Here is a 24,818-nt window from a genome sequence, read left to right as displayed (position 1 = left end):
CCAATTTTTTTTTAGCTGCTAAAAAATATTACAACCAGCCATTCAGAACCATATATTTTTTACTGGTTTGAATGTTTTCCAGTAAATAAGGCAATACCCTGTTTACTTCCACAAAAATTTTACTTTGCAATAAGGGAATATAATCATGTGCTATTTCATTCCTAAATACCCTTATTTCTAACAATATGTTGGCATTGGCTATAAAACCTAATTTTGATCCTAACTCTAAAGTTTCCCTAAATGAGTTGGTGGCATAGCCTTCCATTACTGCAATATTCCGTATAATTTTTTTTAAATACATATCTGATAGCCTGGCAAACCGTGCTGTATACGCTTCAATATGCTCCAATGCTTCAGGGGTATATGCTTCAACAGGCATTTCAATTAAATGCTTACACTTCTGTATAGAATATTCCATTTGCAACATGGCCTCTTCCAGCAAAGCAAAATCTGCTCTTAACAACGCTAACTGCTTATTCAACATATGCTTTTAAATTAATGGCACTTGACTGCACCACTTGCCAAAAAGGCATCTCAGTATCTTCTACCACCAATATATCTAATTTTAAACCTTCCAATACATCATATAGGTTCATCTGTATCGCTACTTTATCTTTTATGGCGATGTTATTACTCACAATAGCAATGTCTATATCCCCCCCTTTCAATGCATCATTTACCCGACTGCCGTATAAATAAACGGCAGCTTCCGCATCAATGGCTTTCACCTGCTGTACAATGGCTTTTGCCTGTTGTTGGGTAATTCGCATTGTATTTACATAATTTATTTTCCTAACTTTTATTCCACAATTTTGAATTACTAAATACTATAATTATGGAATAATAAAGTTACATAGTAATTAATAATTTACTTTAATACACGCTTATATTCAATAAACCACACAAAGCTTCGCTAACCTCACTCCCAAGTAGGTTGTGCAGTATTCAATAAATTTATTTTTCCTACACACAAATTCCATTTCACTTTTTGCGCACTAAGACAATGGAGGAATATTTTTTGCTGCATTCATTGCCCAATGCTGTTGTAAATAGCGAATAAATACATATCCTACACCTACTACCAATCCTATGAAAAAACCAATGATGATAACCAAACTCAACTTCATCTTCCCATCTTCCAACGGTGCATGCGGCATATCCAACACTTCAATCACCGGCGTTTGCAGCATTAAAGTAGTACGCACGGTTTCCAAATTCTTCACTACTTCCGTATATAGTGTTGCTAATACGGTTCTATCGCGGGAAGCCAGTTCGGTGGGTACCAATACTGATTTTAAAGCCGGATTGGCATCGTTGATTTGCATGCCGGCTACCTGATAACTTTTGTTATTTAATAAGGCCAATAACGAATCTGCCTTTTGCTGTAAACGATTGACATTGGAAGCAGATACCGAGGTTTTGATGTCAATGTACAAATCACTGGCTTCTTTTACCATTCGGCGGGCCAATAACAAAGAAAAATCGGGATTGATAGATGTAGCCGTTACGGTAATAATGGTTCCTTTTTTATTTAACCGGCTTACAGACACATATTTTTGCGTTACCCGTTTATATACTTCATGCAATACACTATCCTGCAACAAACTAAGGCTATTACGGCCGCTGACACGATAAAAATTGATGGTATCCAACCCGGGTTTGTGGCGCCAGGCTTTTTTCAGTTTACTGAAATCTAAAAACACATCTGCCAATGTTGGACCATTGGTTTGGTTGCTGTCTACTTTACTCAACAAAACATGTTCAACTATGCGGCGTGAGGTTAAAATATCTAAAATATTATCGCCTGAAAAAATGTTGCTGCTGCCGGTTAAACTACTTATATCAAATCCAAATTGAGAAGCCAATCCTGCTAATCCTCCACCACCGGGGGTTTTTTCTTCCAAAATAAAGGTTTCTTCCGCCTGATAAGCCGGTTTTTGCAGGTAATAATACAGAATACCCCCCCCTATGCCCATAATAGCCGCTATTAACAGCCAAGCCCACTGCTGCCGCAAATAACGCAAAAAGCCTTTTACCTGCTGCCATATATCGGCCAGGCTATAATATTCTTCTTGTGGTTCGGTTGTTTGTGTCATACACCTGTACGGCTTGCTTATTTTTTAATTAAATATACCAATGAAACAATTAATCCTGCTATAGAAGCAAAGGCTGCACCGGTACTGGCTATTTCATTAGCCGGTGTACGCTTTTTAATAGGCACGTACACTTCTGTACCGGGTTTTATTTCCGGATAGGTTTTAAAGAACAAAAAGTGTTTGGTACTTCTTATTTCCCCATTGGGATAAATAACATAGCTCCGTTTACGGGAAGCATATTGCTGAAAGCCCCCCGATTGGTCAATGACTTTCTTAAATGTTAAACCCTTGGTATATACCACTTTCTGCGATACATATACCCCGCCAAAAGATTGCACGGTTTGCAATTGTTTTGGTATTTTAATCACATCGCCTTCTTCTAATAATAAATTATACACAGAAGCATGGTTGGCCAAAGCTTCGTCTAACCGAATCCCTACCTGCTTTTTCGCTTCAGTAATGGAAGCTTCCAAACGACTTTTTTTAGTGGTATCAGCGGTAATTGGATTACCGGATGCATCCGTAGCCATCAATGCATTACTGCTTTGCACTTCCAAAGCATTGAGTTTGTTGTTGATTAAAGTACTATCAGCTTCTGAACGTTGTTGATAGGTATTGCGGATTAATATGGCACCGGCAGGATAAGCATCATCTTTTAATCCCCCTGCCCGCTTTATCACATCACTTAACCGCTCTGAATTGGCAGAAACGGTATATTGTCCCGGATACAGTACCTCACCCTGCACATCAACGGTAATTTGGTCTTTATACATGGGTGAACGACGTACGGATACAATATCAAATGGCTGCAGGCTAATATTATTCGCTGTGTCGTTGGCCAAATTATCAGTAGTCAGGTTTATTTCTTTAATAATGGCGTAGGCATTAGAATCGGTACCATTATTGGCGTTACGAATACGGCGGGAAACTTCAATTTGTTTTAAACTAGCCCCATCCTTTAATCCGCCGGCCATTAGAATCAAATCCTCCACCTTCATATTTTCAGCAAAAAGATATTGAGTGGGCTTATTCACTTCACCCGTAATGGTAACCATATATTTTTCCCGTATCTCGGAAATAGGATAGATATAAATAGAATCCTCCCGCTGCAAAGGCAGATTATATTGTCCATCTAATACCGCCTGTACATTGAAACTCAGCAAACTGGGTTGAAAGTCTTTATCCAAACGGCGAATAATAGCACGGGTTAAATAGGCATCTTCACGAGGTTGAACGGCTTTTACCAATTGCTGCAACGTGGGCATATCATTCAGCCCATAATTCCCGGGATGATATACAGCACCGCCCACCAAAACACGGTTGGCATATAAATTAGCTACGCTATCCACCAAAACCGTATCGCCGGATGCTAAAGCAAATTGTTGAAACTGCGCTGTGGGAATGGTTAGCATTTCGCGATTGGCCTCACCAAAACGCTGAATACGCACTCTGGCCTTGTAAGCAATATCGGCAAATCCCCCACAATATTGCAATAAGGCGGCTATATTATTGGTATTACCTAATTCATAAATAGCCGGCTTTTTAACGGCTCCTTTTATAGCCACCCTAAGCGCATAAGGTGCTACACTAATTACATCGCCATCTTGCAACAACGCATTTTTAGATAGGTCGCCTTTTAATAAAAAGTCGTAAAAATCAAAATCAACCACTTGTTTGCCATTGCGCATTAGGCTAATGTGTCGTAAACTTCCAATTTTAGAAGGGCCTCCGGAAACATACAATGCATTGGCAATGGTAGCTAATGAGGGGAGTGAATAAGTACCGGGGCGTTTAATTTCACCTACCATGGTTACTTTAATACTACGAATTTGACCTAAGGTAACTTGTACAAACGTATTGCCTGCGCTAATGCCGGGGTATATTTTCAGCAAAGCTGCTTTAATTTTTTGTCTGGCTTCTTCAATAGTTAATCCCATTACTTTCAAGGGACCCACATTCGGATAACGCACATAACCATCGGGTGTAACCTGTAATTTTTTGGTGGTTTCTGAATAGCCATACACATCCACCACCAATTCATCGCCGGCACCTAAGATATAATTGGCCGGTGTAGGAATATTTAAATTAGGCTCGAAGGTGAGGTTATCTTGTGAAAACAAATCGGTACCAAATACCTGTAAGCCTTTAATAGAATCGCGATAACCCGGACCATAAGTAGGTATTGCATTTCTTTTACTATTGGTTCCGGTTGTATTAGACGAAGCTCCTCCGGTACTTGCCCCCAAATTCAAAGCCTGAATACGTTGTTGCAATGCCGCAATTTGGGCATCACTTAAACCCTTTTCACGGGCTTTAGCAATCAGTTGATCTTGTGTTAAACCCGCCAAGTTGGCTTGTTGTACATATTGAATAAGCTGCTGGTCGGAAAGCTGATTAATGTCAACCGGTAATTGCGCCTGTGTATAAAATGATAAGAGGGCGAAACCCAATAGTAAGCAAACACGAAAGAAATACTGTTTGTATGAATGCACCATGCGGGCTGTGTTAAAAGGATGTTTATAATAGCCGCAAATATAAGTCTGTTTGTATTAAAGTAAAACAGAATAATTGAGGGTAAAAGAATTATGATTTTGTTAAAACGTAAAGGGATAGGCCATCAACAAAAACAAACATGGGTTAGTTTCAATGCATACTACAGGTTTTAATTAGAAAAATGAACATAAGGACATTAGAAAGCATAATGGATGTACTGTTAGAATACCCATCAATAGCTATATCATTTGAAAAGTGGACGCTATTGGTTATGCAATGGATTCGATATTGCTTCGAGACTGCTTCGAGTCAACAGCGTTGCGTAACGCTGTTGATAGGTAAATGTATGGGAGAAGGATGGGTAATGGTTGGAGAGTGTTAAAATAACTGTGGAGAGTGTTTAAGAGAGTGTTAAAATAACTGTGGAGAGTGTTAAAATAACTGTGTAAGCAGTGTTAGAGAGCAGTTTAGAAAACTGCGTAAAGGGTATTCAGTTTCCTATTTCGGTTGGTGGGGACACCAACCGTTAGAGAGATGTTTTTCCTAGTGGTGGGTGTCCCCACCCACCACATCTACATCTTTCCTTTGCCTTAGGGGCTTTAATGGCCAATTCTTTTTGAGGATTTTCGTTTCGGTTGGTGGGGACACCAACCGTTAGAGAGATGTTTTTCCTAGTGGTGGGTGTCCCCACCCACCACATCTACATCTTTCCTTTGCCTTAGGGGCTTTAATGGCCAATTCCTTTTGAGGATCTTCGTTTCGGTTGGTGGGGACACCAACCGATAGAATAAGAGCTATAATTTTGCTCACCAACAATAAGTCATTGGTTTTCGACTTTTATTTAAGCGGATTGGCTAATACAAGACAAATCCCTATTTTTAATTTTGAATTCTTTAGATTATAATTCAACATTTAGGCACATTTTATGTTTCTAATATTGGAAGTAAGATAAAAAAATGAAAAATTACATTAAAACAGATGGTCTTGATAATGTACTTGAACTTCAGTTGAATGTACTTGTATTTCAACAAGGAGACTACTATGTTGCATACTGCCCTTCCCTTAATCTTTCTTCTTATGGCGATACCATTGAGGAAGCTAAAATTGGTTTTGACGAAGTAATGGAAGCTTATCTTGAAGATTGCAAAGAAAACGGTTCACTTCATGAGGATTTGATTAGAAATGGATGGAATATTAATATTCAAAACCACAAAAAAGCTGAACCTCCGGCAATGGTTGAACTTAATATACCTGCCGGTTCATTAAGACAACAATTCAACGAAAACTGGAGCGTTCCAATTTGCTGAAAAATGGGAGTTAAGCAAATCCCTACATACAAATTTATCGCATGGTTAGAAAGCCTTGGATTAAGATATGAACGAACAAAGGCTTCACACGACCATTATAATTACCCTAAAGGACACCCAAAACGACTTACAAGAACTGTTACTGTTCGAACAAAATACAAGGAAATTCCAATTTTACATATTCATACAAATCTTAAAACCCTCGGAATCTCGAAAGACCAATTTGAAGCAGAAATTAAAAACTTTTAAATCAAAGAAAAGAAATAATTCTAATAACAAAGCACTATCTGTTTATTTCTGGTGTTTAGTGTCTCTAACTTTCCACTAATGGATGGTGGCCTTATCCACCACATCTATTTTCTTTAGTGGTGGGTGTCCTCACCCACCACATCTACATCTTTCCTTTGCCTTAAGGCTTTATTGACCAATTCCTTTTAGGGATCTTTGTTTCGGTTGGTGGGGACACCAACCGATAGAGAGATAAAGATAATTTCGTTTCGGTTGGTGGGGACACCAACCGTTAGAGAATGTAAGGGATGATAGCTTATAAGCTATATCCGTTTTGATACGTACGTTTTACAAATGCATTGGCAGGTTCAAAATTCGTAATGCGCATATTGGCTCCATCCCACTGCAGTTGAATATTACGCCCCGGATAAATAAAGCTTTTTGGATTTTTTGGATTCGGCTCTTGCACATTATAACTTCTAATGGCCAAATTACCCATTAACACAATTTCAGTTAAAGGGCCTGCCAGGTCGAAGTTGGAGCTTAATTCTTTTTGTTCTTTACTGCCATAACCGGCAATGCAAGCTTCTACCCAAGCGGCATAATGCCCATTAGCACTACCCGGCACCCGAGCCAATGTTTGTGGTACATGCACTTCCTGATTGCGCGATAATGGCAATAATCTTGGGTTCTCGGCATAGGTAGAGGCCATCATTTTTCCTTTGCTGCCAACAAATAAAATAGCATTACCACCATCCCCGAACAATTCATTTGATCCTAATTCTTCCGGCCTATCGGGTTGTATGCCACCATCCATCCAATGTAATTTAACGGTACGCCCATTGACGTTAAAAGTTAATGTAATGTGCGAAGCTATGGGACCGCTTTCAGGATGGAAAGACCTTGTCCATGGTTTGGTGTATTGGGTTGCCACACTGCATTCAGCCGCGGTAGGATATCCTAATCCTAATACCCTAAATGGTGCTTCCATTAAATGACAGCCCATATCGCCCAAAGCACCGGTTCCATACTCCCACCAACCGCGCCAATTGAAAGGCAGTAAACCATCCACATAATCGCGCAAAGCGGTGTTGCCTTGCCACAACTTCCAATCTAAGCCGGCAGGAATATTGGGATCAGGGTTGGGCCATGCAATTCCTTGCGGCCAAACGGGTCTATCCGTAAAACAATATACAGTATCTACTTCACCAATTACGCCGGCATTATACCATTCGCGCAACTGCCTTACCCCATCGCCTGAAGCACCCTGGTTACCCATTTGTGTAACTACTTTGTATTGATGCGCAGCTTTAGTCATTACACGGGCTTCATAAATATCGTGCGCCATGGGTTTTTGCACATATACGTGCTTACCCATTTGCATGGCGGCCATAGCAATTACGGCGTGCATATGATCGGGTGTTGAAACAGAAACAGCATCAATACTTTTACCCATTTTATCTAACATTTCCCGATAGTCGTGAAAGTAAGCGGCTTTGGGGTAACGTGACCGGCTTGTCTTTGCCATACGATCATCCACATCGCACAAACCAACAATATTGGCTTTGCCACTTTGATAAAAATTCCACAAATCGCTTTCTCCTTTTCCTCCAATGCCAACACCGGCAACATTCAGTTTATCGCTTGGAGCAATAAATCCCTTACCGAGTACATGACGAGGCACAATATAGAAACCCGTAGCGGCTAAAGCAGCATTGCGTAAAAAATTGCGGCGAGAATTGTCGGCTGCATTGTTTAATTTCTTTTTCATGTGGCAAATGTGTTGATATGGATTATTGAAATAAGGTATCAATGAATCATTGTGCATTTCATAATGCTAATGGAAACAGCTTTATAAAATACGCATTGAATGTACTGATAAATGCAGAATTGAAAAAATGAAATGGACGAAAGGAAAGATTATATAATGGTAAACCTTTTCAATGGTTAGATGGCACCAATTAGCTTACAATGTTGATGAAGCTTGTACCGCAGCCGAATGGCCACCGCACAATAATCAAAGTATTATGTAAGTATTTTTTGATGAATATCAAGTCGGCATAAGTAATCCTCAAACCAGCAATGAAGCTATTTTAAGCATTATTCAACTTATACAAGTGCTATTTAATTGCTCTAAGTTTGTTTGAAAATTATTCATCATCGGTTTCCTTCAATTCATCTGCGGCTGTTTCGCGGCGCATTTTTATTATGGGCTTTTCTTCTGTTCCGGTTACGGTAAAAGGAATACCAATAATACCCAGTGGCGGTAAGCCCAACCGGCCACTTAAATTTAGTTGACCATCAAAACTTATCTGCCCTTGAAAACGAGGACGAAAGCCAAATATCTTTAAACGGGTACGTTCAATGGTAATAATATTTTTGGCAATTTTGCTGTGAATATTAATTCCGGCCAGTGCAGGATTATTTAAACTATCACGGCCCGAAGCTTTACTTAATGCTTCGAATAAACGAAAGCCTTTTACCGATACCTTTTTTAAATTCAACACACCACCACCGGTTAAGGAAGGATAAATGGGCATCATGGCATTATTTAAGCGGCCACTTAATTGGTATTGTAAGGCTACAATACCCTTGGTATAAGCAGCCGAACTTGCCAACGTTCTAAAAATTGGAATTTCCCGATAAGCCCTTTGAATATCAAAATCTTTCGCATTCACCTGATAATAAAAATCAGCCGACTGTGTGCCTTTGTTTTTATATTTTGCCTGCATTTGCACCTGCGTACCAATTACATTCACGCCACAGTTTTGCAATTGAATACTACCGCTGTCTATGATGATGGAGCCATGCAAACTATCTAACGGTATACCATTATACAACACTTTTTTTAAGTTGGTATTCAGCGTTAATGATAAGTTATCAGGTATCATTACAACACCATATGTGGGTGTACTAACAGTTGTGTTAGTGTTGGAAGCGCCGGGTTTAAAGGCCATGAATTCATCTACATTTACTTTGTTACTATTCAGTTGGAATTGTCCTTTCAAAGGTTGATTGCTCAACACATAATTAATTACATTTTCTAATGAACCATTTAAAGTAAAATCTGATTGCCCGAAGCCGGCCTTACAATCATCGAACACCATATTACCCTGATCAAAATGGAATTTACCGGAATGAATAATGAAAGGCAAAGTATACAAGTCGGAATACAACTGAACATTATTGAATTGCAAAGTGCCTTTATTGTATAGCAATTGGTACCTGCCGGCCAATGCATCATTTTGATGGCCTTGCATGGTAATATTGGTTTTAATTAATCCGGCAAAGCGATAGTTGGACAAGTGAAATACCTGATACAATTTATTTAAATCGAGCGTACCGGTGCTATATAAGTTATAATATAAATTATTAAAATTCTGAACATTTAAACGAAGTAAAAATGGCTGCCCCTCAATAGATAAACGAATAGGCAAAATATTTACTTTCATGGTTTGATAGTTGCCGTTGCTATTGGAAACATTGGCTTGCACATCAATGGCCTCAATTGGCTTAGGATAATAAGGTGTTAATATGCTGCCATTGGCCAATTGCACATTCGCCGAAAGAATGGGCAATCGTTTCTTTTCCGGATTAATGCTGCCATTTATATTGGTTTGCAGGGTAAGCAATCCATTGAAAACATAATTGCCAATTGGGAAAAAATCTTTTATTTCATTTAAATGCACCAATGCCATTATGTTAGCAGCAACGCTGCTGGGAATAGAAGCAGTAAAAGAACCATTGGCTTTTACGTAATTATCCATTGCCTTTACATATGCATCTTTTAGTTCAAGCATAATATGCCGGTATTGCCCGTCAGCACAATGGGCATTGAGTTGAAACTGTAAAGTATCAATTGCTTTTGGCAAATCAGCCAATTGTACAAATCCGTTTTCTAAAGAAGAATGAAGGCTGAAAACAGGAATACTGCTTATAGCGGTATCAACTTTACGTAAACCATTGGGAACAATTTTAGTAGCATAAGTACCCCTGGCATGTGCTTGCAAAATATAATGTCCACGCATTTTAAGTGAGGCTATCCCTAAAGCTTGTTGCAGTTGTTGCAGGTTTAAGTTGGCCTGAATATGTGTTTGAATGAATGGTGTATTTACGCCCGTAATATGTGCCGAAGCATGGAAAAAACTTTTATCCATTGAAAAGTACAGGGTATCTATATTCAACTGCAGGCTATCGGTATTAAACTGTGGGAATTGAAAGTTAATAGCAGTGTTTAAATGATGGATAGGTGCAGGTGCTTTTTCATGATCAAGATAACCATCTTTAATAGCAGCATGCATAGTAAAGGTAGGCATAGTGTTAGTTGAAGCCCGGTATATACCTTTTAGCACAGCACTAATTTGGGTAGCGCCTTTTGCATCCATTTTACTGAACCACTCATTGTATTCGGGTGGAATAGCACTTAACACATCATACAAATCGGCATTTTTGGTTTGAAGGTTAAAGTTCATGTAATATCCGTCTTTCAAAAAATCGAAGCGCCCTTGAAATCGGAAAGGCAGTTGATTTAATACCACTTCATTTTTTTCAAACAACAGACTTAAGGAATGGGTATTGACTTTAGTAATGAGTTGTGCTTTAAATTTTTTAGAGCCCACATAGTGGTTATTGGCATAATCAATATCCAACGAATCGATGAGTAAAGAAGAATGTAAATCAAAAACAGCTTTACTTAAATCGCCTTTACCCAAATAATTCAGTTGCTTTGCACGAATTAACATCGGCAATGACTGATCGTTATAAGTAACATTGGTTTTACTAATTTGAATACGTTCAATTTTCAATGCGGTACCCGAGCTATCATTGTTAGATTGAGTAGTATCGGATGAAGATTGCCAAATATTATAATTGGCATGTCCGGCAGTATCTACTTGTACCCACACATTTCCCTGTGTTAAGTATACTTCATCAACTTTAATTTGGCGGGAGAGTAGTGAAGCTACATTAATACCAAATGCCAATTCTTTGGCAGAAAGTAGCGTGTCATTTTGAAAAGGCGCAGATCCTTTTAAACTGCAATCGTAAAGGGTTAAGGTTAATGAAGGGAAGTGGTTAAAAAAAGAAAGGCGCACTTTAGAAAATGCCAACTGCCCATTAATATGACTATTCGCAAAACTTTGAATTTTATTGGATACTGCTGTAGGAAAGAGTAATGGCAAAGCAAACAATAAACCAAAAAAAACAACAATAACAATGATAATTACTTTTACAACATTGCGTATTTTTTTGATGAATGAAAATTCAGGCATGACGGGAGCATTAGGATAAACTAAATATACATAAAGATATTCATAAAACTAATGATACCGGCTTGGGTTCAAATAACCACCAAACACGCTTCCGTGGCTTCAGTACATAATTTTGACGGATGTAGGTTTTGATGTGATTCATTGCCTCATCAAAATCATCGGTAAATAACACCAAATCCATATCCGTTTTACTAATGGTACCTTCAACGGCCATTTTTTCAATTAATTGTATCAAGGGTTGATAAAATTCTTTTCCAAAAACTACGATAGGGAATTGAGTAATTGTTTTGGTTTGCACCAATGTTAGGGTTTCAAAAAATTCGTCCATCGTACCAAATCCACCGGGCATAATAATGAATGCATAAGAATATTTCACCAACATCACTTTACGGGAAAAGAAGTGTGAAAAGGTGAGCGACTTATGCACGTAAGGATTCAACTTTTGTTCGAAAGGTAGTTTTATGTTCAATCCTATAGATTTACCGCCATTTTCAAAAGCACCTTTATTAGCAGCCTCCATGGTACCGGGACCGCCACCCGTTACTGTGGTAAAGCCCATCTTAGCAATGCGCTTACCAAATTCTTCAGAAGCTTTATAAAAAGGATGGTCGGGCTTAAAGCGAGCACTACCAAATACAGTAATACAGGGACCCACAAAATGCAATACGCGAAAACTCTTTAAAAATTCAATGAATACTCGCCAGGCAAATTTTAGTTCATTGACACGGGGCTTGGGACCTTCTAAATAATAATTTTGTGTAGCGGGTAAAATTCTTTCACTTGTCTTCATAATGAATTGCTTTAAATACTTCCTAATGCTTGGGTGTATTGAAATGGTGCTTCCACAAAACAATACTTCCATAATCCTTTTTCAAATTACGGAAATAACTGAATTGTAATCAAAAAATTGCTCGTTAACGTTTACACAATACTTTTGCAACCAATTTCCAAATCCGTAACAATAGCTGGTTCATTATTGATATAAAATGCTGTTGAGTGGATAATAAGAAAGATTGGCAAGGGTTTATTGAGCAAAACACAAAACAATATATGAAGCAGCATTTTAGAGTAGTAGCCATAATACTAATAGGCATGGCAGGCAGTATACAATTTTTAGCAGCGCAAACACAGACTAACATTAAGCACAAAAAAGAACGGAAAGGAGCGTTTTATTTTTCTTGGGGATATAACAAAGAGTGGTATACACACAGCAACATTAAAGTAGTACAACCTAGCTTAGGGAACGATTACACATTTAAAGCAGTAAAAGCACACGATCATATTGGCTGGGATGAAGGAATAATGCGCATACCTATCTCCATTCCGCAGTACAATTACCGATTAGGATTTTTAATTAACCGCAAGAAAGGCCTGTTTTTTGAAATAAATTTTGATCACACGAAATATATTTTTGCCGACCAAAATGCCCATATTGTTGGGAAGTTAAATAACAGAGAGGTAGATACTACGGTTGCTTTTAATGAACCTAATGGCTTTGCCTACTATTTAAATAATGGAGCCAATTTTTTATTGTTTAATTTAGTAAAACGTTGGCATTTATACCAAACCGGAGATGGCAATTTAAAAATAGATGCCTTAGGCAAAGGAGGTATTGGGCCTGTAATTCCGCATGTACAAAATATGCTATTTGGACAAAATAACGATGCAGGCTTTCAGTTGGGTGGATGGAATATGGGTTTTGAGGGTGCTTTACGAGCTACCTTTTTTAAATATGCCTACTTAGAATTTTCGAATAAGGTAGATTATGCCCGTTACAGCCATTTAAAAGTTTATGAAGGACGCGCCAAACAAGCATTTGGCACTTACGAATTAATACTTAGTATTGGTGTTACATTTCCTACAGGAAAGGTGATACAAACAAACGATTAGGTGTTTCTAATAACTTTTTTATTAAAAGCAAAAATGCTTCACTATGCAAAAAAAAATTCGCATTATATCGTACAATGTAAATGGCATTAGAGCAGCAATTAAAAAGGGTTTGTTAGAATGGTTGCAAACCAATCCTGCTGATATTATTTGTTTGCAGGAAACAAAAGCCGCTAATAGCGATGTTGATATAGCAGCCATTGAGCAATTAGGCTATTCAACCTATTGGTTTTCGGCGCAAAAAAAAGGATATAGCGGCGTAGCTGTATTTACTAAAATAAAACCTGATGCAGTATTTTATGGGCATGAAAAAGAACAAAGTGATTTTGAAGGAAGAGTGATAAGATTAGACTTTGGAGCAACAACCTTGATTAATGCATATTTCCCATCAGGCACCAGCGGCGATGAACGACAAACTTATAAATACCAATGGCTTGATGAATTTTTAGCATATTTAACAACACTGCGCAAAACTCGGCCACAGCTAATTATTACAGGCGATTACAATATTGCGCATACGGAAATAGACATAAACGACCCCAAAGGCAATAAAAACTCATCAGGATTTTTACCGGAAGAAAGAGCCTGGATGGAAAAATTTTTAGCAGCAGGATTTATTGATACTTTCAGGGCCTTACATCCAACACAAACAGGGGCTTATTCATGGTGGAGTCAACGATTCCCATCTGTACGTTTACAAAATAAAGGATGGCGAATAGACTATATATGTATCAGTAACAATTTAAAAGAAGCACTTACTGAAGCAGCTATTTTTCCTGATGTAAAACACAGCGATCATTGCCCTGTTTTTGCAAGCCTTAAATTAAGTGTATGATAATTTATAACATAACATCGCATATTGCCACACCTATTATTTCCGATTGGTTACAATGGATGAAAGCCGAACACATACCTGCCATTATGCAAACCGGCTGTTTTGAACAATACCAATGGGTTGAATTATTAGAGACCGATGAAAGTGAAGGAAAAACCTATGCCATACAGTTTTATGCCCCTTCCATTGCACAAGTAAAACGCTTTAGAAATGAGTTTGAAAGGTTGTTGCATGAAGAAATTCAGCAAAAATGGGGGCAGCAAATGCTTAGTTTCAGCACTGTTATGCAGGTTGTGCATTGAATGTGGAAAGCTTTTTTACTACTATTTTTTCATTGAACAAACTTCCCTATATTTCCCGAAAACCCTTGCTGCATCTCATTTTCTATCACTAATCAAGCCAAACCCTTGCCCACAGTGCATTTCAGCGAATTAATACCATGCATTACTGAATATCGAAACAATGCCCGTTTTGGGGAAAGCCTTATGCTTACAGTATTTTGGGGCAAAACATGTGCTCAAAAAAAATGAAAAAATATTTTGTTAATTGGTAAAAGCCTATACATTTGTTTTTGTTATTTAACTAATTAAACAATCATCTATGAACAAGGCTGAATTAATTGCAAAAATTGCAGAAGACGCTGAAATTACTAAAACACAAGCAAATGCTGCTTTAGATTCATTTGTAGAAGCAGTTACTAAAACTTTAAAAGGTGGTGGAAAAGTTACATTAGTAGGTTTTGGAACTTTCTCAGTTTCAAAGCGTGCTGCCCGTACCGGTCGTAACCCTCAAACCGGCGCGCCTATTAAAATTAAAGCTAAAAAAGTTGCCCGCTTTAAAGCCGGTAAAGAGTTAAGCAGCAAATTGTAATTTTCTGCAACACAAAATTTAAATCCTGCTGCATCAGCAGGATTTTTTTTTATTTTTGCTCGTAAACAAATATTAAAATCAAAAATTATTATGGGTAGAGGTGACAAAAAAACAGCCAAAGGCAAGCGTTTTAAAGGCTCATTTGGCAAAACAAGACCACACAAAAAACAAGTAAAAAAACTTGCTGTTAAAGCATCGTAACTTCTTAAAAAGCCGCCCTGTTATCAGGTCGGCTTTTTTCTGAAAAACCTATCCAATCCTTTTTTTATTCCGGTTCTTTATAACTGTTGAAAAGCAATTGCCAAGCATACAATCCGTTCATCAACATTTTATTCCATTAATAATAATTTGCAATATTTTTCCATTTATTTTTAAGTGCCACAAGTAGTTTTGTCGGTTACTTTTATTATTCATTAAAACCAAGCACATGAAATTTGTACAAACATTTGTAACAAGCACAGCATTGGCAATGCTTGCCTGCACCGGCTGTCAACAAAAACAGAATGCACCTTCTGCTTTTATTGACCTTAGTGCCATTGACACTTCCGTAAAACCCGGAGATAATTTTTTTCTTTACGCTAATGGCAATTGGCTGAAAAAAACTACCATTCCTGCTTCTGAAGTAGGTGCAGGTGCTTTTCTCGATTTATATAATCGCACCAAAAATAATATTCATACCATTTTGTTAGATGCTGAAAAAAATGCTGCACCTGCCGGCAGTATTCAACAAAAAGTAGGTGATTTTTTTGCTTCGGGCATGGATTCAACTACCATTGAAAAACTGGGTTATACGCCTATTCAGCCGGAATTGAATGAAATTAATACATTAAAAAATGCTGCCGACATTATTCATTACGCAGCACAAGCGCATACCCGTGGAAGTGGCATGTTGTTTGACTTTGGTGTGTATCCCGACGATAAAAACAGTATGGCTACCATTGCTGTATTCAGCCAGGGCGGTTTAGGTTTACCCGATCGCGATTATTATTTTAAAACCGATGCTGCTACACAAGCCGTAGTGCAAGCTTATAAAAACTACTTACAAAAACTATTAATACTAACCGGAACAGACAGCCTTACTGCTACACAACAAGTTGAGCAAGTATATGCATTGGAAAAACAAATGGCTGAAAGTCATAAAACCAATGTAGCCCTTCGCGATCCGCAAAGCAACTACCACAAAATGGCCGTTGCACAACTTAGCAAAACCATGCCTAATCTGCAATGGCCAATGCTGTTAAAAACATTGAACATACAGGTAGATTCAATCAATGTGCAACAACCTGAATTTTATGCTAAACTTAATCAACTCATTACCACACAGCCAATTGCTACCTGGCAATTGTATTTACGGTTACACACTTTAAATGGTGTAGCTCGTTATTTGAGTACCCCATTTGTACAAGCTTCATTTAACTATTATGGCAAAGCCTTAAACGGACAAACACAAATGAAGCCCCGTTGGGAAAATGTTTATCGTACCATTGATGCACAAATTGGCGAAGCATTGGGGCAATTGTATGTAGAAAAATATTTTACAAAAGAAGCCAAGCAACGCATGGATGAATTGGTGAATAATTTGCAAAAAGCATTTGCAAATCGTATTAATAATTTAGATTGGATGAGCGATTCTACCAAACAAAAAGCAAAAGATAAACTACAAGCATTCATTAAAAAAATTGGATACCCCGACAAGTGGAGAGATTACAGCAAAGTAAACATTCAACGTAACCAATACTTCAACAATATAATGGCTGCCGAAGCCAATAACTACCAATACATGATTAGTAAGTTAGGCAAACCGGTAGATAGAACAGAATGGGAAATGACCCCGCCTACCATTAATGCTTACTACAATCCATTGTACAATGAAATTGTTTTCCCCGCAGGTATTTTACAATTCCCATTCTTTGACCCTCAGGCCGATGATGCCATTAACTATGGCGGCATTGGTATGGTAATTGGCCATGAAATGACACATGGTTTTGATGACCAGGGTGCACAATATGATAAAGATGGCAACTTAAAAAATTGGTGGAGTACAAGTGATTATGATTTATTCAGAAAAAAATCGCAGCAAGTTATTCAGTTATACAATGGCTTTACCATTTTAGATACAGTACATGTAAATGGTGCCTTAACTACCGGTGAAAACATTGCCGATATTGGGGGCATAGCCATTGCTTATGATGCATTTAAAATGACTAAAGAAGGCCAAGACACTACTCAAAAAATTGATGGCTATACACCTGATCAACGCTTCTTTTTATCGTTGGCGCAAATTTGGCGTTCAAAAGAAAAAGATGCATATGCTTTAAGATTGATTAATACGGACCCCCACTCACCTGCCATGTACCGAGTAAACGGCCCTTTAATGAACTTTACACCGTTTTACAAAGCATTTAACGTTGTGCCGGGTGAAAAAATGTATTTGCCGGAAAATGAACGTATTAAAATTTGGTAATTAGTTTCTTTAATAAACCCACTCAACCGGTTTTTGATGTTTGTCAAAAACCGGTTTTTTTATTTATATGCAAGCGTTTGTGTAACAAAAAGCGCATAATTTAATAGTGGCTAATTTCATTTTTTGCTTTTATTATGTAATTTTAAAAATCCCTAACCAACACAACCAACGCTTGCCATGAACGCCCCCACACAACGTTTTACTGCCTTAGATATATTCAGAGGCATGACCATTTGTTTCATGATTATTGTAAATACACCCGGTGGCCCTGAAAGTTATGCCCCGCTTCAACATGCTCATTGGAATGGCTTTACACCTACAGATTTAGTGTTCCCATCGTTTCTATTTGCAGTAGGTAATGCCATGAGTTTTGTAATGCCAAAATGGGCTGGCAAAGCCAACAGCTGGGTTGTAGGTAAAATTGTAAAGCGTACAGTACTTATATTTTTATTGGGTTACCTGATGTATTGGTTCCCTTTTTTTAGATTAGATGCACAACATAACATTATTTCGGCACCTTTTGCTAATACACGCATAATGGGTGTATTACAACGGATAGCCCTTTGCTATGGTATTGCTTCCTTATTAATTTGGTTTTTAAAACCTAAAACCACATTATATATTGCCATTGCTTTGCTGTTTATTTATTGGGGAATTATGTACTATTGGGGCGATCCGGCTGACCCTTATGGTATGACAACCAATGCCGGATATTATTTAGATGTTTGGTTAATGGGCCCCAACCATATGTACCATGGGGAAGGTGTAGCTTTTGACCCCGAAGGATGGTTAAGCACAATGCCCGCCATAGCTAATGTTGTAGCAGGCTATGTTGCGGGTGCTTACATACAAAAAAAAGGGAACACCTATGAAACCTTGACCCATTTGTTACTGGCCGGTTTTGGTTTGTTCGTATTATCCTATTTCTGGAATTTATCTTTCCCTATTAATAAAAAATTGTGGACCAGTGCATTTGTATTGCATACGGTTGGGTTAGATTGTATGATTATTGCAGCCGTAATGTATTTTGTAACTTTTAAAAATTGGGGCGAAGGGAAAATCAGCTATTTCTTCCAGGTATTCGGGAAAAATCCATTGTTCATTTATTTATTGTCTGAGCTGTTGGTTACCGTGTTTTACATGATTCCATTGGAAGGCTATCATGGGCTTATTCAATGGTTATACTTGAATATTTATATTCATGCCGGCGCTTATTTAGGCTCATTCCTATTCGCCATATCCTACATGCTGCTATGCTGGGTAGTGGGTTATTATTTAGATAAAAAGAAAATCTACGTAAGGGTTTAAAACCTTACTCTTTTTCCTGGTTTGCTTGTTCAAACCCTTTTACTGATTTACCTTTTTTAGGCTTCGTATTTTTCCCTTTAAAAGGTGCTGCAGTTTCTACTTCGCAAACACAACGAAACCCCAGCCAGCGGTTGGGGTTTTTGTATGACATGCGTTCTTTAATGGTACAATAAGCTAAGGGCAAATCATAATGTCCGCCTTTGGCAACACCTTTTTCTGCAATCATTTCACCAACATTACCAATCATGTTATATACACCATATTGATTGGGAATAGAAAAATTAACAGGCATAATATCACGTTGCCCTACATGCAAGGAATCATCGTCGGGATAGCGACAATTAAAGTTTTTTACAGAATCATTTTTGTGAGCGGTGTAAACGCCCGGATAGCCATACGGAAATTTAATGGAATCTAATTTACCACTGGCTGCCATTTCCCATTCAGCCTCAGTTGGCAATCGGTAGGTAACACTTCTAAAAGGGGCATTGGGCATACGCGCCAATAATTCATTTACTCTTTCTGTACGCCAATTGCAAAATGCCTGTGCCTGTTCGTAACTAATGCCTACTATGGGATAACTATTGTAACTATTACCTCTGTAATAGGTTTCAATAAATTCTTCACTATGCTGCCTATAAGAAACCCAAACCAATGAATCGGGGAGCATGGATTGATAAGTGGCGGTATCATTTTCGTGTGCCAGTAACCATCCCTCGGTATAATCCTTCCAATTGCCTACACTTATTTCATAGGCATCTATATACAAACCGGGTTTTATTAAAACTGTACCGGGGGGTGTAGTTAATTTATTGCCATTTCCACTGTTTTTTTGAGTAATAAAAGCAAAACCTACCGTACAAAAAAGTAATACAACTATCCAACGCATTAATAACAATTTTTTATAAAGTTAAGGATTTCCGCATTAACAACAGGTTAACAAAAAACATTCATAGCAATAAAGCCACAGTAAAACCTTACCTTTGCAGCCTTAAATTTTTTTATGGATATTAGGAATATTGCCATCATTGCCCACGTTGACCATGGAAAAACGACCTTAGTGGACCGTATTTTACATGCTACCAAGGTATTTAGAGATAATCAGGAAACCGGAGAACTGATTATGGACAGCAATGATTTAGAACGTGAAAGAGGTATTACCATTTTTAGCAAAAATGCAGCTGTTACCTATAAAGATGTAAAAATTAATGTAATTGATACCCCCGGACACAGTGATTTTGGTGGTGAAGTAGAAAGGGTATTAAAAATGGCCGACGGTGTTATTTTGCTGGTAGATGCCTTTGAAGGCCCCATGCCGCAAACCCGCTTTGTTTTGCAAAAAGCATTACAATTAAACTTGCATCCCATTGTAGTAATTAATAAAGTAGATAAACCCAACTGCCGCCCCGATGAGGTACATGATGCAGTTTTTGAGCTGTTTTTTAATTTGGATGCTACAGAAGAACAACTCAACTTCCCCACTTTTTATGGCAGTGGAAAAAACGGGTGGTTTAATGATAGCTTAACACCCAGTGAAGATATTACCCCATTAATGGATGGTATTTTAAAATTTGTTCCTCCGCCAACAGTACAAGAAGGTCCTTTACAACTGCAAATAACTTCATTAGATTACTCTTCATTCCTTGGCCGTATAGCTATTGGAAAAGTAACTCGCGGCAGTATTAAAGAAAACCAACAAATTGCTTTAGTACAAGCCGATGGTTCCATCAAAAAAAATAAAGTAAAAGAACTGTATGTTTTTGAGGGAATGGGTAAGCGCAAAGTAAGTGAAGTGGTATGTGGCGATTTATGTGCTGTAGTTGGCTTAGAAGATTTTAATATTGGTGATACCATTGCCGATGCTGAAAATCCTGAAGCACTGCCTATTATTAGTGTAGATGAGCCTACCATGAGCATGTTATTCAGCATTAACAACTCACCTTTTTTTGGAAAGGATGGAAAATTTGTAACCTCACGCCATTTACGCGATCGCTTAATGAAAGAAACCGAGAAAAACCTGGCATTAAAAGTAGAAGATACCGATAGTGCCGATAGCTTTTTGGTTTACGGTCGTGGTATTCTGCATTTAGGTGTACTTATTGAAACCATGCGTCGTGAAGGTTATGAGTTAACAGTGGGTAATCCGCAAGTATTGGTAAAAACCATTGATGGCAAAAAACATGAGCCCTATGAAATTTTAGTAGTAGATGTTCCATCAGAGTTTAGCGGAAAAGTTATTGACCTTGTAACACAACGTAAAGGTGAAATGTTGGTGATGGAAAGTAAAGGTGAAATGCAGCACCTTGAATTTGAAATACCGTCAAGAGGCTTGATTGGTTTACGTTCACAAATGCTAACAGGCACAGCAGGTGAAGCTGTAATGGCCCATCGCTTTAGCGAATACAAACCCTGGAAAGGAACAATACCCGGCCGCAATAATGGCGTATTAATTGCAAAATTTGGTGGAACAACAACCGCTTACTCAATTGATAAATTACAAGACAGAGGCCGCTTTTTTATTGATCCGGGAGAAGAGGTTTATGCAGGACAAATTATTGCTGAACATATTAAACCCGGCGATTTGAATGTGAATGCCATAGAAGCAAAAAAATTAACGAATCACCGTGCCAGCGGAAGTGATGATAGCGTTCGCATTACCCCTAAAATTGAAATGACCTTAGAAGAATGCATGGAATATATTCAACAAGATGAATGTATTGAAGTAACACCCAAACACATTAGAATGCGTAAGGTTATTTTAGATGAAGAAGAAAGAAAAAAAGTAAGTAAAAGAATGGGTGCTGAAGTAGATTAACCCATCTTTTTAATACAATAAAACTCAAATAAGCCTGCAATAAACTGCAGGCTTATTTATTTAATTGCAATGTGTATTTTTACTTAACCCTCTGCAGTTTTATCTGCTGCACTCAGACTATCAGTGATTTTACTGTTTTTATATAAAAGGTGCAGCAAACTAGGCAATACAATTAATAATAAAGGTAATGCTACAATAAACCCACCTATTACTGCAATGGCTAAGGGTTGATGCATTTGTGCCCCGGTACCAATTCCCATGGCTAATGGTGTTAATGCAATAATAGCGCCCAATGCAGTCATTAATTTGGGACGTAACCGTGTAGATATAGAATAGATAATAGCTTCATCTACTCTATTAGTACTGCTATTTCCTTTTAATGAATCGCGAAATTGCAGATAAGTGAAAATAGCATTCTCACCAATAATACCCACAATCATAATCAACCCGGTATAACTACCTACATTCAAAGGTGTGTGTGTAAAATATAAAGCCAAGTAACTTCCACTAATTCCAAGTACTGCTACCAGAATGATGATTAGTGCAATTCTTACATCTCTGAATAAGAATAAAATTACTCCAAATACCAACAAGCTGGCTGTGATTAGTATAACCAATAGTTCTTTAAACGATTGCTGCTGTTCGGCATAGGCACCGCCATAACTAATAAAATATCCTTGTGGCAAAGCAACTTGAGCAGCTACCTTTTGCTGAATTTCTTGCATGGTACTACCCAAATCACGGTTATCTAACCGTGCAGTAACAACGCCCATATTTTGCAAGTTTTCCCTTTGTATTTCTGCATCACCACTACTTAAAGAAACCGTGGCCAACTGTGTTATGGGAATTCTTTTGCCATTGGGAAGGAAAACCAATGTTTGCTTTACCTGTGCTATTGAAAGTTTAGCACTGTTTGGGTATATAAATCGGATATTGCTTAGTTGTTCCTTATCATACACACTGCCCACTATATTTCCTTCTAAAGCACTTTGCAACTGAAACTGAAAACTTGCAGGCGTAATGCCATATTGCGCCAATGCAGTATAGTTGGGTGTAACAATTACTGAGGGGCCGGCAATTACAATACCATCAAAAACATCGGCAGTGCCTTTAACCGTATTTAATACCGCCGCAACATTACGCGATAATTCTTGCAATTTTGATTGATCATTTCCAAAAATTTTCACTTCAATGGGTTGTACAGAAGTCATTAAATCACCCAGCATATCAGTAATTACCTGCCCAAAATCTATACGCAAAGCCGGTTGCGTTGCTTCAATTTTTAAACGGATGTCATTAATTACCTCATCGGTTGTTCTATGCCTATTTTTCTTTAATTGTATTAAATAATCACCCCTGTTAGGTTCAGTAATAAAAAAACCCATTTGCGTACCGGTTCTTCGGCTATAAGCCTCCACTTCAGGTACCTGAACAATAATTTTTTCAACTTGCCTTAGCATTCGGTCGGTTTCTTCTAATGATGTACCGGGGGGTGAACTGTAATCTAAAACAATGCTCCCTTCATCCATCTCAGGTAAAAAACCGGTTTCCAGTTTTGGGAATACGATATATATAGAAGCACCTAAAATTAAAATAAATAAAATACTGATGTAAGGTTTACGAATGAAGAAACCCACCCATTTTTGCTGCTTTACTTCATGCCCCTGTTTTAATTTTTTACCTACAACATTTACAGCAGCATTCCGTGTAAACAACAAATACAAAACCGGTAACAACAACCAGGTTACAAAAAATGAACACACCAAAGTAATAATCATGGTATTGGTCATTACTTTAAAGTAAGCTCCGGCAACACCACTCATTAACACGAAAGGTAGAAATATTACAATCGTACTTAATGAAGAGCCTAACATAGCGGGGAATAAATAATGAATTGCTTTTTGCAACAACGAATTCGTTGGTTCATTGGGATGTTCTTCATGGGTACGGTGAATTTGTTCAACTACAACAATGGCATCATCAATAATTAAACCAATAGCAGCGGCTAATGCGCCTAATGTCATAATATTCAAGGTTTGCCCAATGGCATATAAACATATAATGGTTAACAGAATTGTTACGGGTATCGTAAATAAGATAACGGTACTGGCTTTAAGTGAGCGAAGAAAAATAATGGCCACGATAATAGCGAGTAATAATCCAATCCATAAACTATCACTTACACTTTTAATAGCATCTTTCACAAAATTGGCTTGTTCATAATAAGGTTGTATGGTAACATCAGCAGGAAGAATTTTTCTTAATGCTTTCAGCTTAGCATCCATATCATTACTTACCTGTATTAAATTGGCGTTGGGCTGTTTAATAACAGCGAGTAAAATACCTTCACGACCATTGGCATTGATTTTTATATATTCCTTCGCTTCCCTTATTTCTACATCAGCAATATCTTGTAATTGCACGATGCGTTTACTATTGTTACTAATTACAATATGTTTTAATTGATCTTTCGATATAACAGAAGCATCGGTTAGGGATAAATACAATAAATGATAATCGGCTAAATAGCCGTTTGATTTAATGAAGTTAGTTTGGCTTAAGGCATAATTCACGGAATCGGGCGTTAATCCAAGTGAAGACATTTTATCAGTATTCACAATCAGCCAATATTCCTTTGTTTTACCACCTATAACACGTACTTCAGAAACACCATCCACTTGCGAAAGAAAAGGTTTGATAGTATACAATGCCATTAATTTCATGTCAATGGGTGAACGCTGTTTGCTTTCTAAGGAATAACCGATTACCGGCAGAATTGAAGGATTCATTCTTTCAACAGTAATTTGAATACCCGGCGGTAAAGTATTCATTACCTCAGCAATACGCGATTCAATTCTCTGTTTACTAATGTCAATATTGGCATCCCAATTCAAAAAAGCTGATATTTCACAACTCCCCCTGCTGGTTGTACTTCTAATCATGTGTAAATCAGGTACACGCTTAACGGCATTTTCAAGCTGACGGGTAACTGTAATCATCATTTTATTCACCGGTTGTTGTCCTGCATCAGCAATAATTTTAATTTTTGGGAATGTTATTTCCGGAAACAATGATGATTGCAATTTGCTGTAGGCAAACAGCCCGCCCATTATAATGATGGCCATTAAAACAGCAAGTGGACTTTTATATTTAACAAAAAAATTTTTCATTCAAACATTTCAAGTTTAGCATTCATAAAATCGAAAAAAAGTAGTTGACAAACCGGATAAAAAATCATTACCCAT

Annotated in this window: 19 protein-coding genes; 10 read left to right on the top strand and 9 right to left on the bottom strand. The window is 37.7% G+C overall.

What is annotated here, in order from left to right:
* Positions 1–28: 28 nt before the first annotated feature.
* From LX80_RS12905 to LX80_RS12890, 4 genes are all read right to left on the bottom strand, one after another.
* On the bottom strand, positions 29–484 hold the full coding sequence (locus LX80_RS12905; protein ID WP_111297070.1) for a hypothetical protein: 456 nt from the start codon (positions 482–484) through the stop codon (positions 29–31).
* Positions 474–770: a nucleotidyltransferase domain-containing protein gene (locus LX80_RS12900; RefSeq protein ID WP_111297069.1), complete on the bottom strand. Its 297-nt coding sequence runs from the start codon at positions 768–770 to the stop codon at positions 474–476. Before LX80_RS12900 ends, LX80_RS12905 begins: the two co-directional genes overlap by 11 nt.
* Positions 771–995: 225 nt before the next feature.
* Complete coding sequence (locus LX80_RS12895; RefSeq protein WP_111297068.1) at positions 996–2,096, bottom strand: GNVR domain-containing protein; 1,101 nt, start codon at positions 2,094–2,096, stop codon at positions 996–998.
* Positions 2,097–2,113: 17 nt separating this feature from the next.
* Positions 2,114–4,591: an SLBB domain-containing protein gene (locus LX80_RS12890; RefSeq protein ID WP_111297067.1), complete on the bottom strand. Its 2,478-nt coding sequence runs from the start codon at positions 4,589–4,591 to the stop codon at positions 2,114–2,116.
* A gap of 179 nt (positions 4,592–4,770) precedes the next feature.
* Between LX80_RS12890 and LX80_RS14400 the strand changes: the two genes are divergently transcribed.
* Entirely contained in the window at positions 4,771–4,971 is a 201-nt protein-coding gene (locus LX80_RS14400) for a hypothetical protein (RefSeq protein ID WP_146250516.1), read from the top strand.
* Between the two features lie 574 nt (positions 4,972–5,545).
* Entirely contained in the window at positions 5,546–5,896 is a 351-nt protein-coding gene (locus tag LX80_RS12885; RefSeq protein WP_111297066.1) for a type II toxin-antitoxin system HicB family antitoxin, read from the top strand.
* Positions 5,897–6,440: 544 nt separating this feature from the next.
* On the opposite strand, the gene LX80_RS12875 is transcribed toward LX80_RS12885, so the two are convergent.
* From LX80_RS12875 to LX80_RS12865, 3 genes are all read right to left on the bottom strand, one after another.
* Complete coding sequence (locus LX80_RS12875; protein WP_111297064.1) at positions 6,441–7,895, bottom strand: Gfo/Idh/MocA family protein; 1,455 nt, start codon at positions 7,893–7,895, stop codon at positions 6,441–6,443.
* A gap of 379 nt (positions 7,896–8,274) precedes the next feature.
* On the bottom strand, positions 8,275–11,394 hold the full coding sequence (locus LX80_RS12870; protein WP_111297063.1) for an AsmA family protein: 3,120 nt from the start codon (positions 11,392–11,394) through the stop codon (positions 8,275–8,277).
* Between the two features lie 40 nt (positions 11,395–11,434).
* On the bottom strand, positions 11,435–12,184 hold the full coding sequence (locus tag LX80_RS12865; protein WP_111297080.1) for an LOG family protein: 750 nt from the start codon (positions 12,182–12,184) through the stop codon (positions 11,435–11,437).
* A gap of 206 nt (positions 12,185–12,390) precedes the next feature.
* Between LX80_RS12865 and LX80_RS12860 the strand changes: the two genes are divergently transcribed.
* The 7 genes from LX80_RS12860 to LX80_RS12830 all read left to right on the top strand — a co-directional run bounded on the left by LX80_RS12860 (position 12,391) and on the right by LX80_RS12830 (position 18,758).
* Entirely contained in the window at positions 12,391–13,284 is an 894-nt protein-coding gene (locus LX80_RS12860) for a hypothetical protein (protein ID WP_111297062.1), read from the top strand.
* A gap of 43 nt (positions 13,285–13,327) precedes the next feature.
* On the top strand, positions 13,328–14,116 hold the full coding sequence (locus tag LX80_RS12855; protein WP_245898062.1) for an exodeoxyribonuclease III: 789 nt from the start codon (positions 13,328–13,330) through the stop codon (positions 14,114–14,116).
* Positions 14,113–14,418: a DUF4286 family protein gene (locus LX80_RS12850; protein WP_111297061.1), complete on the top strand. Its 306-nt coding sequence runs from the start codon at positions 14,113–14,115 to the stop codon at positions 14,416–14,418. Before LX80_RS12855 ends, LX80_RS12850 begins: the two co-directional genes overlap by 4 nt.
* A 298-nt stretch (positions 14,419–14,716) precedes the next feature.
* The gene (locus LX80_RS12845; protein ID WP_111297060.1) at positions 14,717–14,986 is read left to right on the top strand and encodes an HU family DNA-binding protein; all 270 of its coding nucleotides are present in this window, start codon (positions 14,717–14,719) and stop codon (positions 14,984–14,986) included.
* A gap of 90 nt (positions 14,987–15,076) precedes the next feature.
* Positions 15,077–15,187: a 30S ribosomal protein THX gene (locus tag LX80_RS12840; protein ID WP_111297059.1), complete on the top strand. Its 111-nt coding sequence runs from the start codon at positions 15,077–15,079 to the stop codon at positions 15,185–15,187.
* Between the two features lie 226 nt (positions 15,188–15,413).
* Positions 15,414–17,450, top strand: a complete 2,037-nt coding sequence (locus LX80_RS12835) for a M13 family metallopeptidase (RefSeq protein ID WP_170120461.1) — start codon at positions 15,414–15,416, stop codon at positions 17,448–17,450.
* Between the two features lie 177 nt (positions 17,451–17,627).
* Positions 17,628–18,758 (top strand): acyltransferase family protein, encoded by a 1,131-nt coding sequence (locus LX80_RS12830; protein WP_111297058.1) that lies wholly within the window; start codon positions 17,628–17,630, stop codon positions 18,756–18,758.
* Between the two features lie 4 nt (positions 18,759–18,762).
* Here the strand turns inward: LX80_RS12830 and LX80_RS12825 are convergent, their stop codons facing one another.
* Positions 18,763–19,647 carry a formylglycine-generating enzyme family protein gene (locus tag LX80_RS12825; RefSeq protein ID WP_111297057.1) on the bottom strand — a complete coding sequence of 295 codons (885 nt, stop codon included), beginning with the start codon at positions 19,645–19,647 and terminating at the stop codon, positions 18,763–18,765.
* Between the two features lie 114 nt (positions 19,648–19,761).
* On the opposite strand from LX80_RS12825, the gene typA reads away from it, so the two are divergent.
* The gene (gene typA, locus LX80_RS12820) at positions 19,762–21,573 is read left to right on the top strand and encodes a translational GTPase TypA (RefSeq protein ID WP_111297056.1); all 1,812 of its coding nucleotides are present in this window, start codon (positions 19,762–19,764) and stop codon (positions 21,571–21,573) included.
* 83 nt (positions 21,574–21,656) lie between these two features.
* Here typA and LX80_RS12815 read toward each other — a convergent pair whose 3' ends face one another.
* A complete protein-coding gene (locus tag LX80_RS12815) occupies positions 21,657–24,743 on the bottom strand; it encodes an efflux RND transporter permease subunit (protein ID WP_111297055.1) in 3,087 nt (1,028 codons plus the stop codon).
* Positions 24,744–24,818: the final 75 nt, after the last annotated feature.

The sequence above is a fragment of the Hydrotalea sandarakina genome (assembly GCF_003254115.1).
GTDB lineage: Bacteria > Bacteroidota > Bacteroidia > Chitinophagales > Chitinophagaceae > Hydrotalea > Hydrotalea sandarakina.
Note: the sequence above shows the minus strand (reverse complement) of the source record. Positions and strands in the feature narration are given on the sequence as shown.

Coding starts and splice junctions, on each gene's coding strand:
- LX80_RS12855 (WP_245898062.1), top strand. CDS start 13,328: ATGCAAAAAAAAATTCGCATTATATCGTACAATGTAAATGGCATTAGA.
- LX80_RS12900 (WP_111297069.1), bottom strand. CDS start 770: ATGCGAATTACCCAACAACAGGCAAAAGCCATTGTACAGCAGGTGAAA.
- LX80_RS12905 (WP_111297070.1), bottom strand. CDS start 484: ATGTTGAATAAGCAGTTAGCGTTGTTAAGAGCAGATTTTGCTTTGCTG.
- LX80_RS12830 (WP_111297058.1), top strand. CDS start 17,628: ATGAACGCCCCCACACAACGTTTTACTGCCTTAGATATATTCAGAGGC.
- LX80_RS12895 (WP_111297068.1), bottom strand. CDS start 2,096: ATGACACAAACAACCGAACCACAAGAAGAATATTATAGCCTGGCCGAT.
- LX80_RS12885 (WP_111297066.1), top strand. CDS start 5,546: ATGAAAAATTACATTAAAACAGATGGTCTTGATAATGTACTTGAACTT.
- LX80_RS12865 (WP_111297080.1), bottom strand. CDS start 12,184: ATGAAGACAAGTGAAAGAATTTTACCCGCTACACAAAATTATTATTTA.
- LX80_RS12835 (WP_170120461.1), top strand. CDS start 15,414: ATGAAATTTGTACAAACATTTGTAACAAGCACAGCATTGGCAATGCTT.
- LX80_RS14400 (WP_146250516.1), top strand. CDS start 4,771: ATGAACATAAGGACATTAGAAAGCATAATGGATGTACTGTTAGAATAC.
- LX80_RS12815 (WP_111297055.1), bottom strand. CDS start 24,743: ATGAAAAATTTTTTTGTTAAATATAAAAGTCCACTTGCTGTTTTAATG.
- LX80_RS12890 (WP_111297067.1), bottom strand. CDS start 4,591: ATGGTGCATTCATACAAACAGTATTTCTTTCGTGTTTGCTTACTATTG.
- typA (WP_111297056.1), top strand. CDS start 19,762: ATGGATATTAGGAATATTGCCATCATTGCCCACGTTGACCATGGAAAA.
- LX80_RS12825 (WP_111297057.1), bottom strand. CDS start 19,647: ATGCGTTGGATAGTTGTATTACTTTTTTGTACGGTAGGTTTTGCTTTT.
- LX80_RS12875 (WP_111297064.1), bottom strand. CDS start 7,895: ATGAAAAAGAAATTAAACAATGCAGCCGACAATTCTCGCCGCAATTTT.
- LX80_RS12845 (WP_111297060.1), top strand. CDS start 14,717: ATGAACAAGGCTGAATTAATTGCAAAAATTGCAGAAGACGCTGAAATT.
- LX80_RS12850 (WP_111297061.1), top strand. CDS start 14,113: ATGATAATTTATAACATAACATCGCATATTGCCACACCTATTATTTCC.
- LX80_RS12870 (WP_111297063.1), bottom strand. CDS start 11,394: ATGCCTGAATTTTCATTCATCAAAAAAATACGCAATGTTGTAAAAGTA.
- LX80_RS12840 (WP_111297059.1), top strand. CDS start 15,077: ATGGGTAGAGGTGACAAAAAAACAGCCAAAGGCAAGCGTTTTAAAGGC.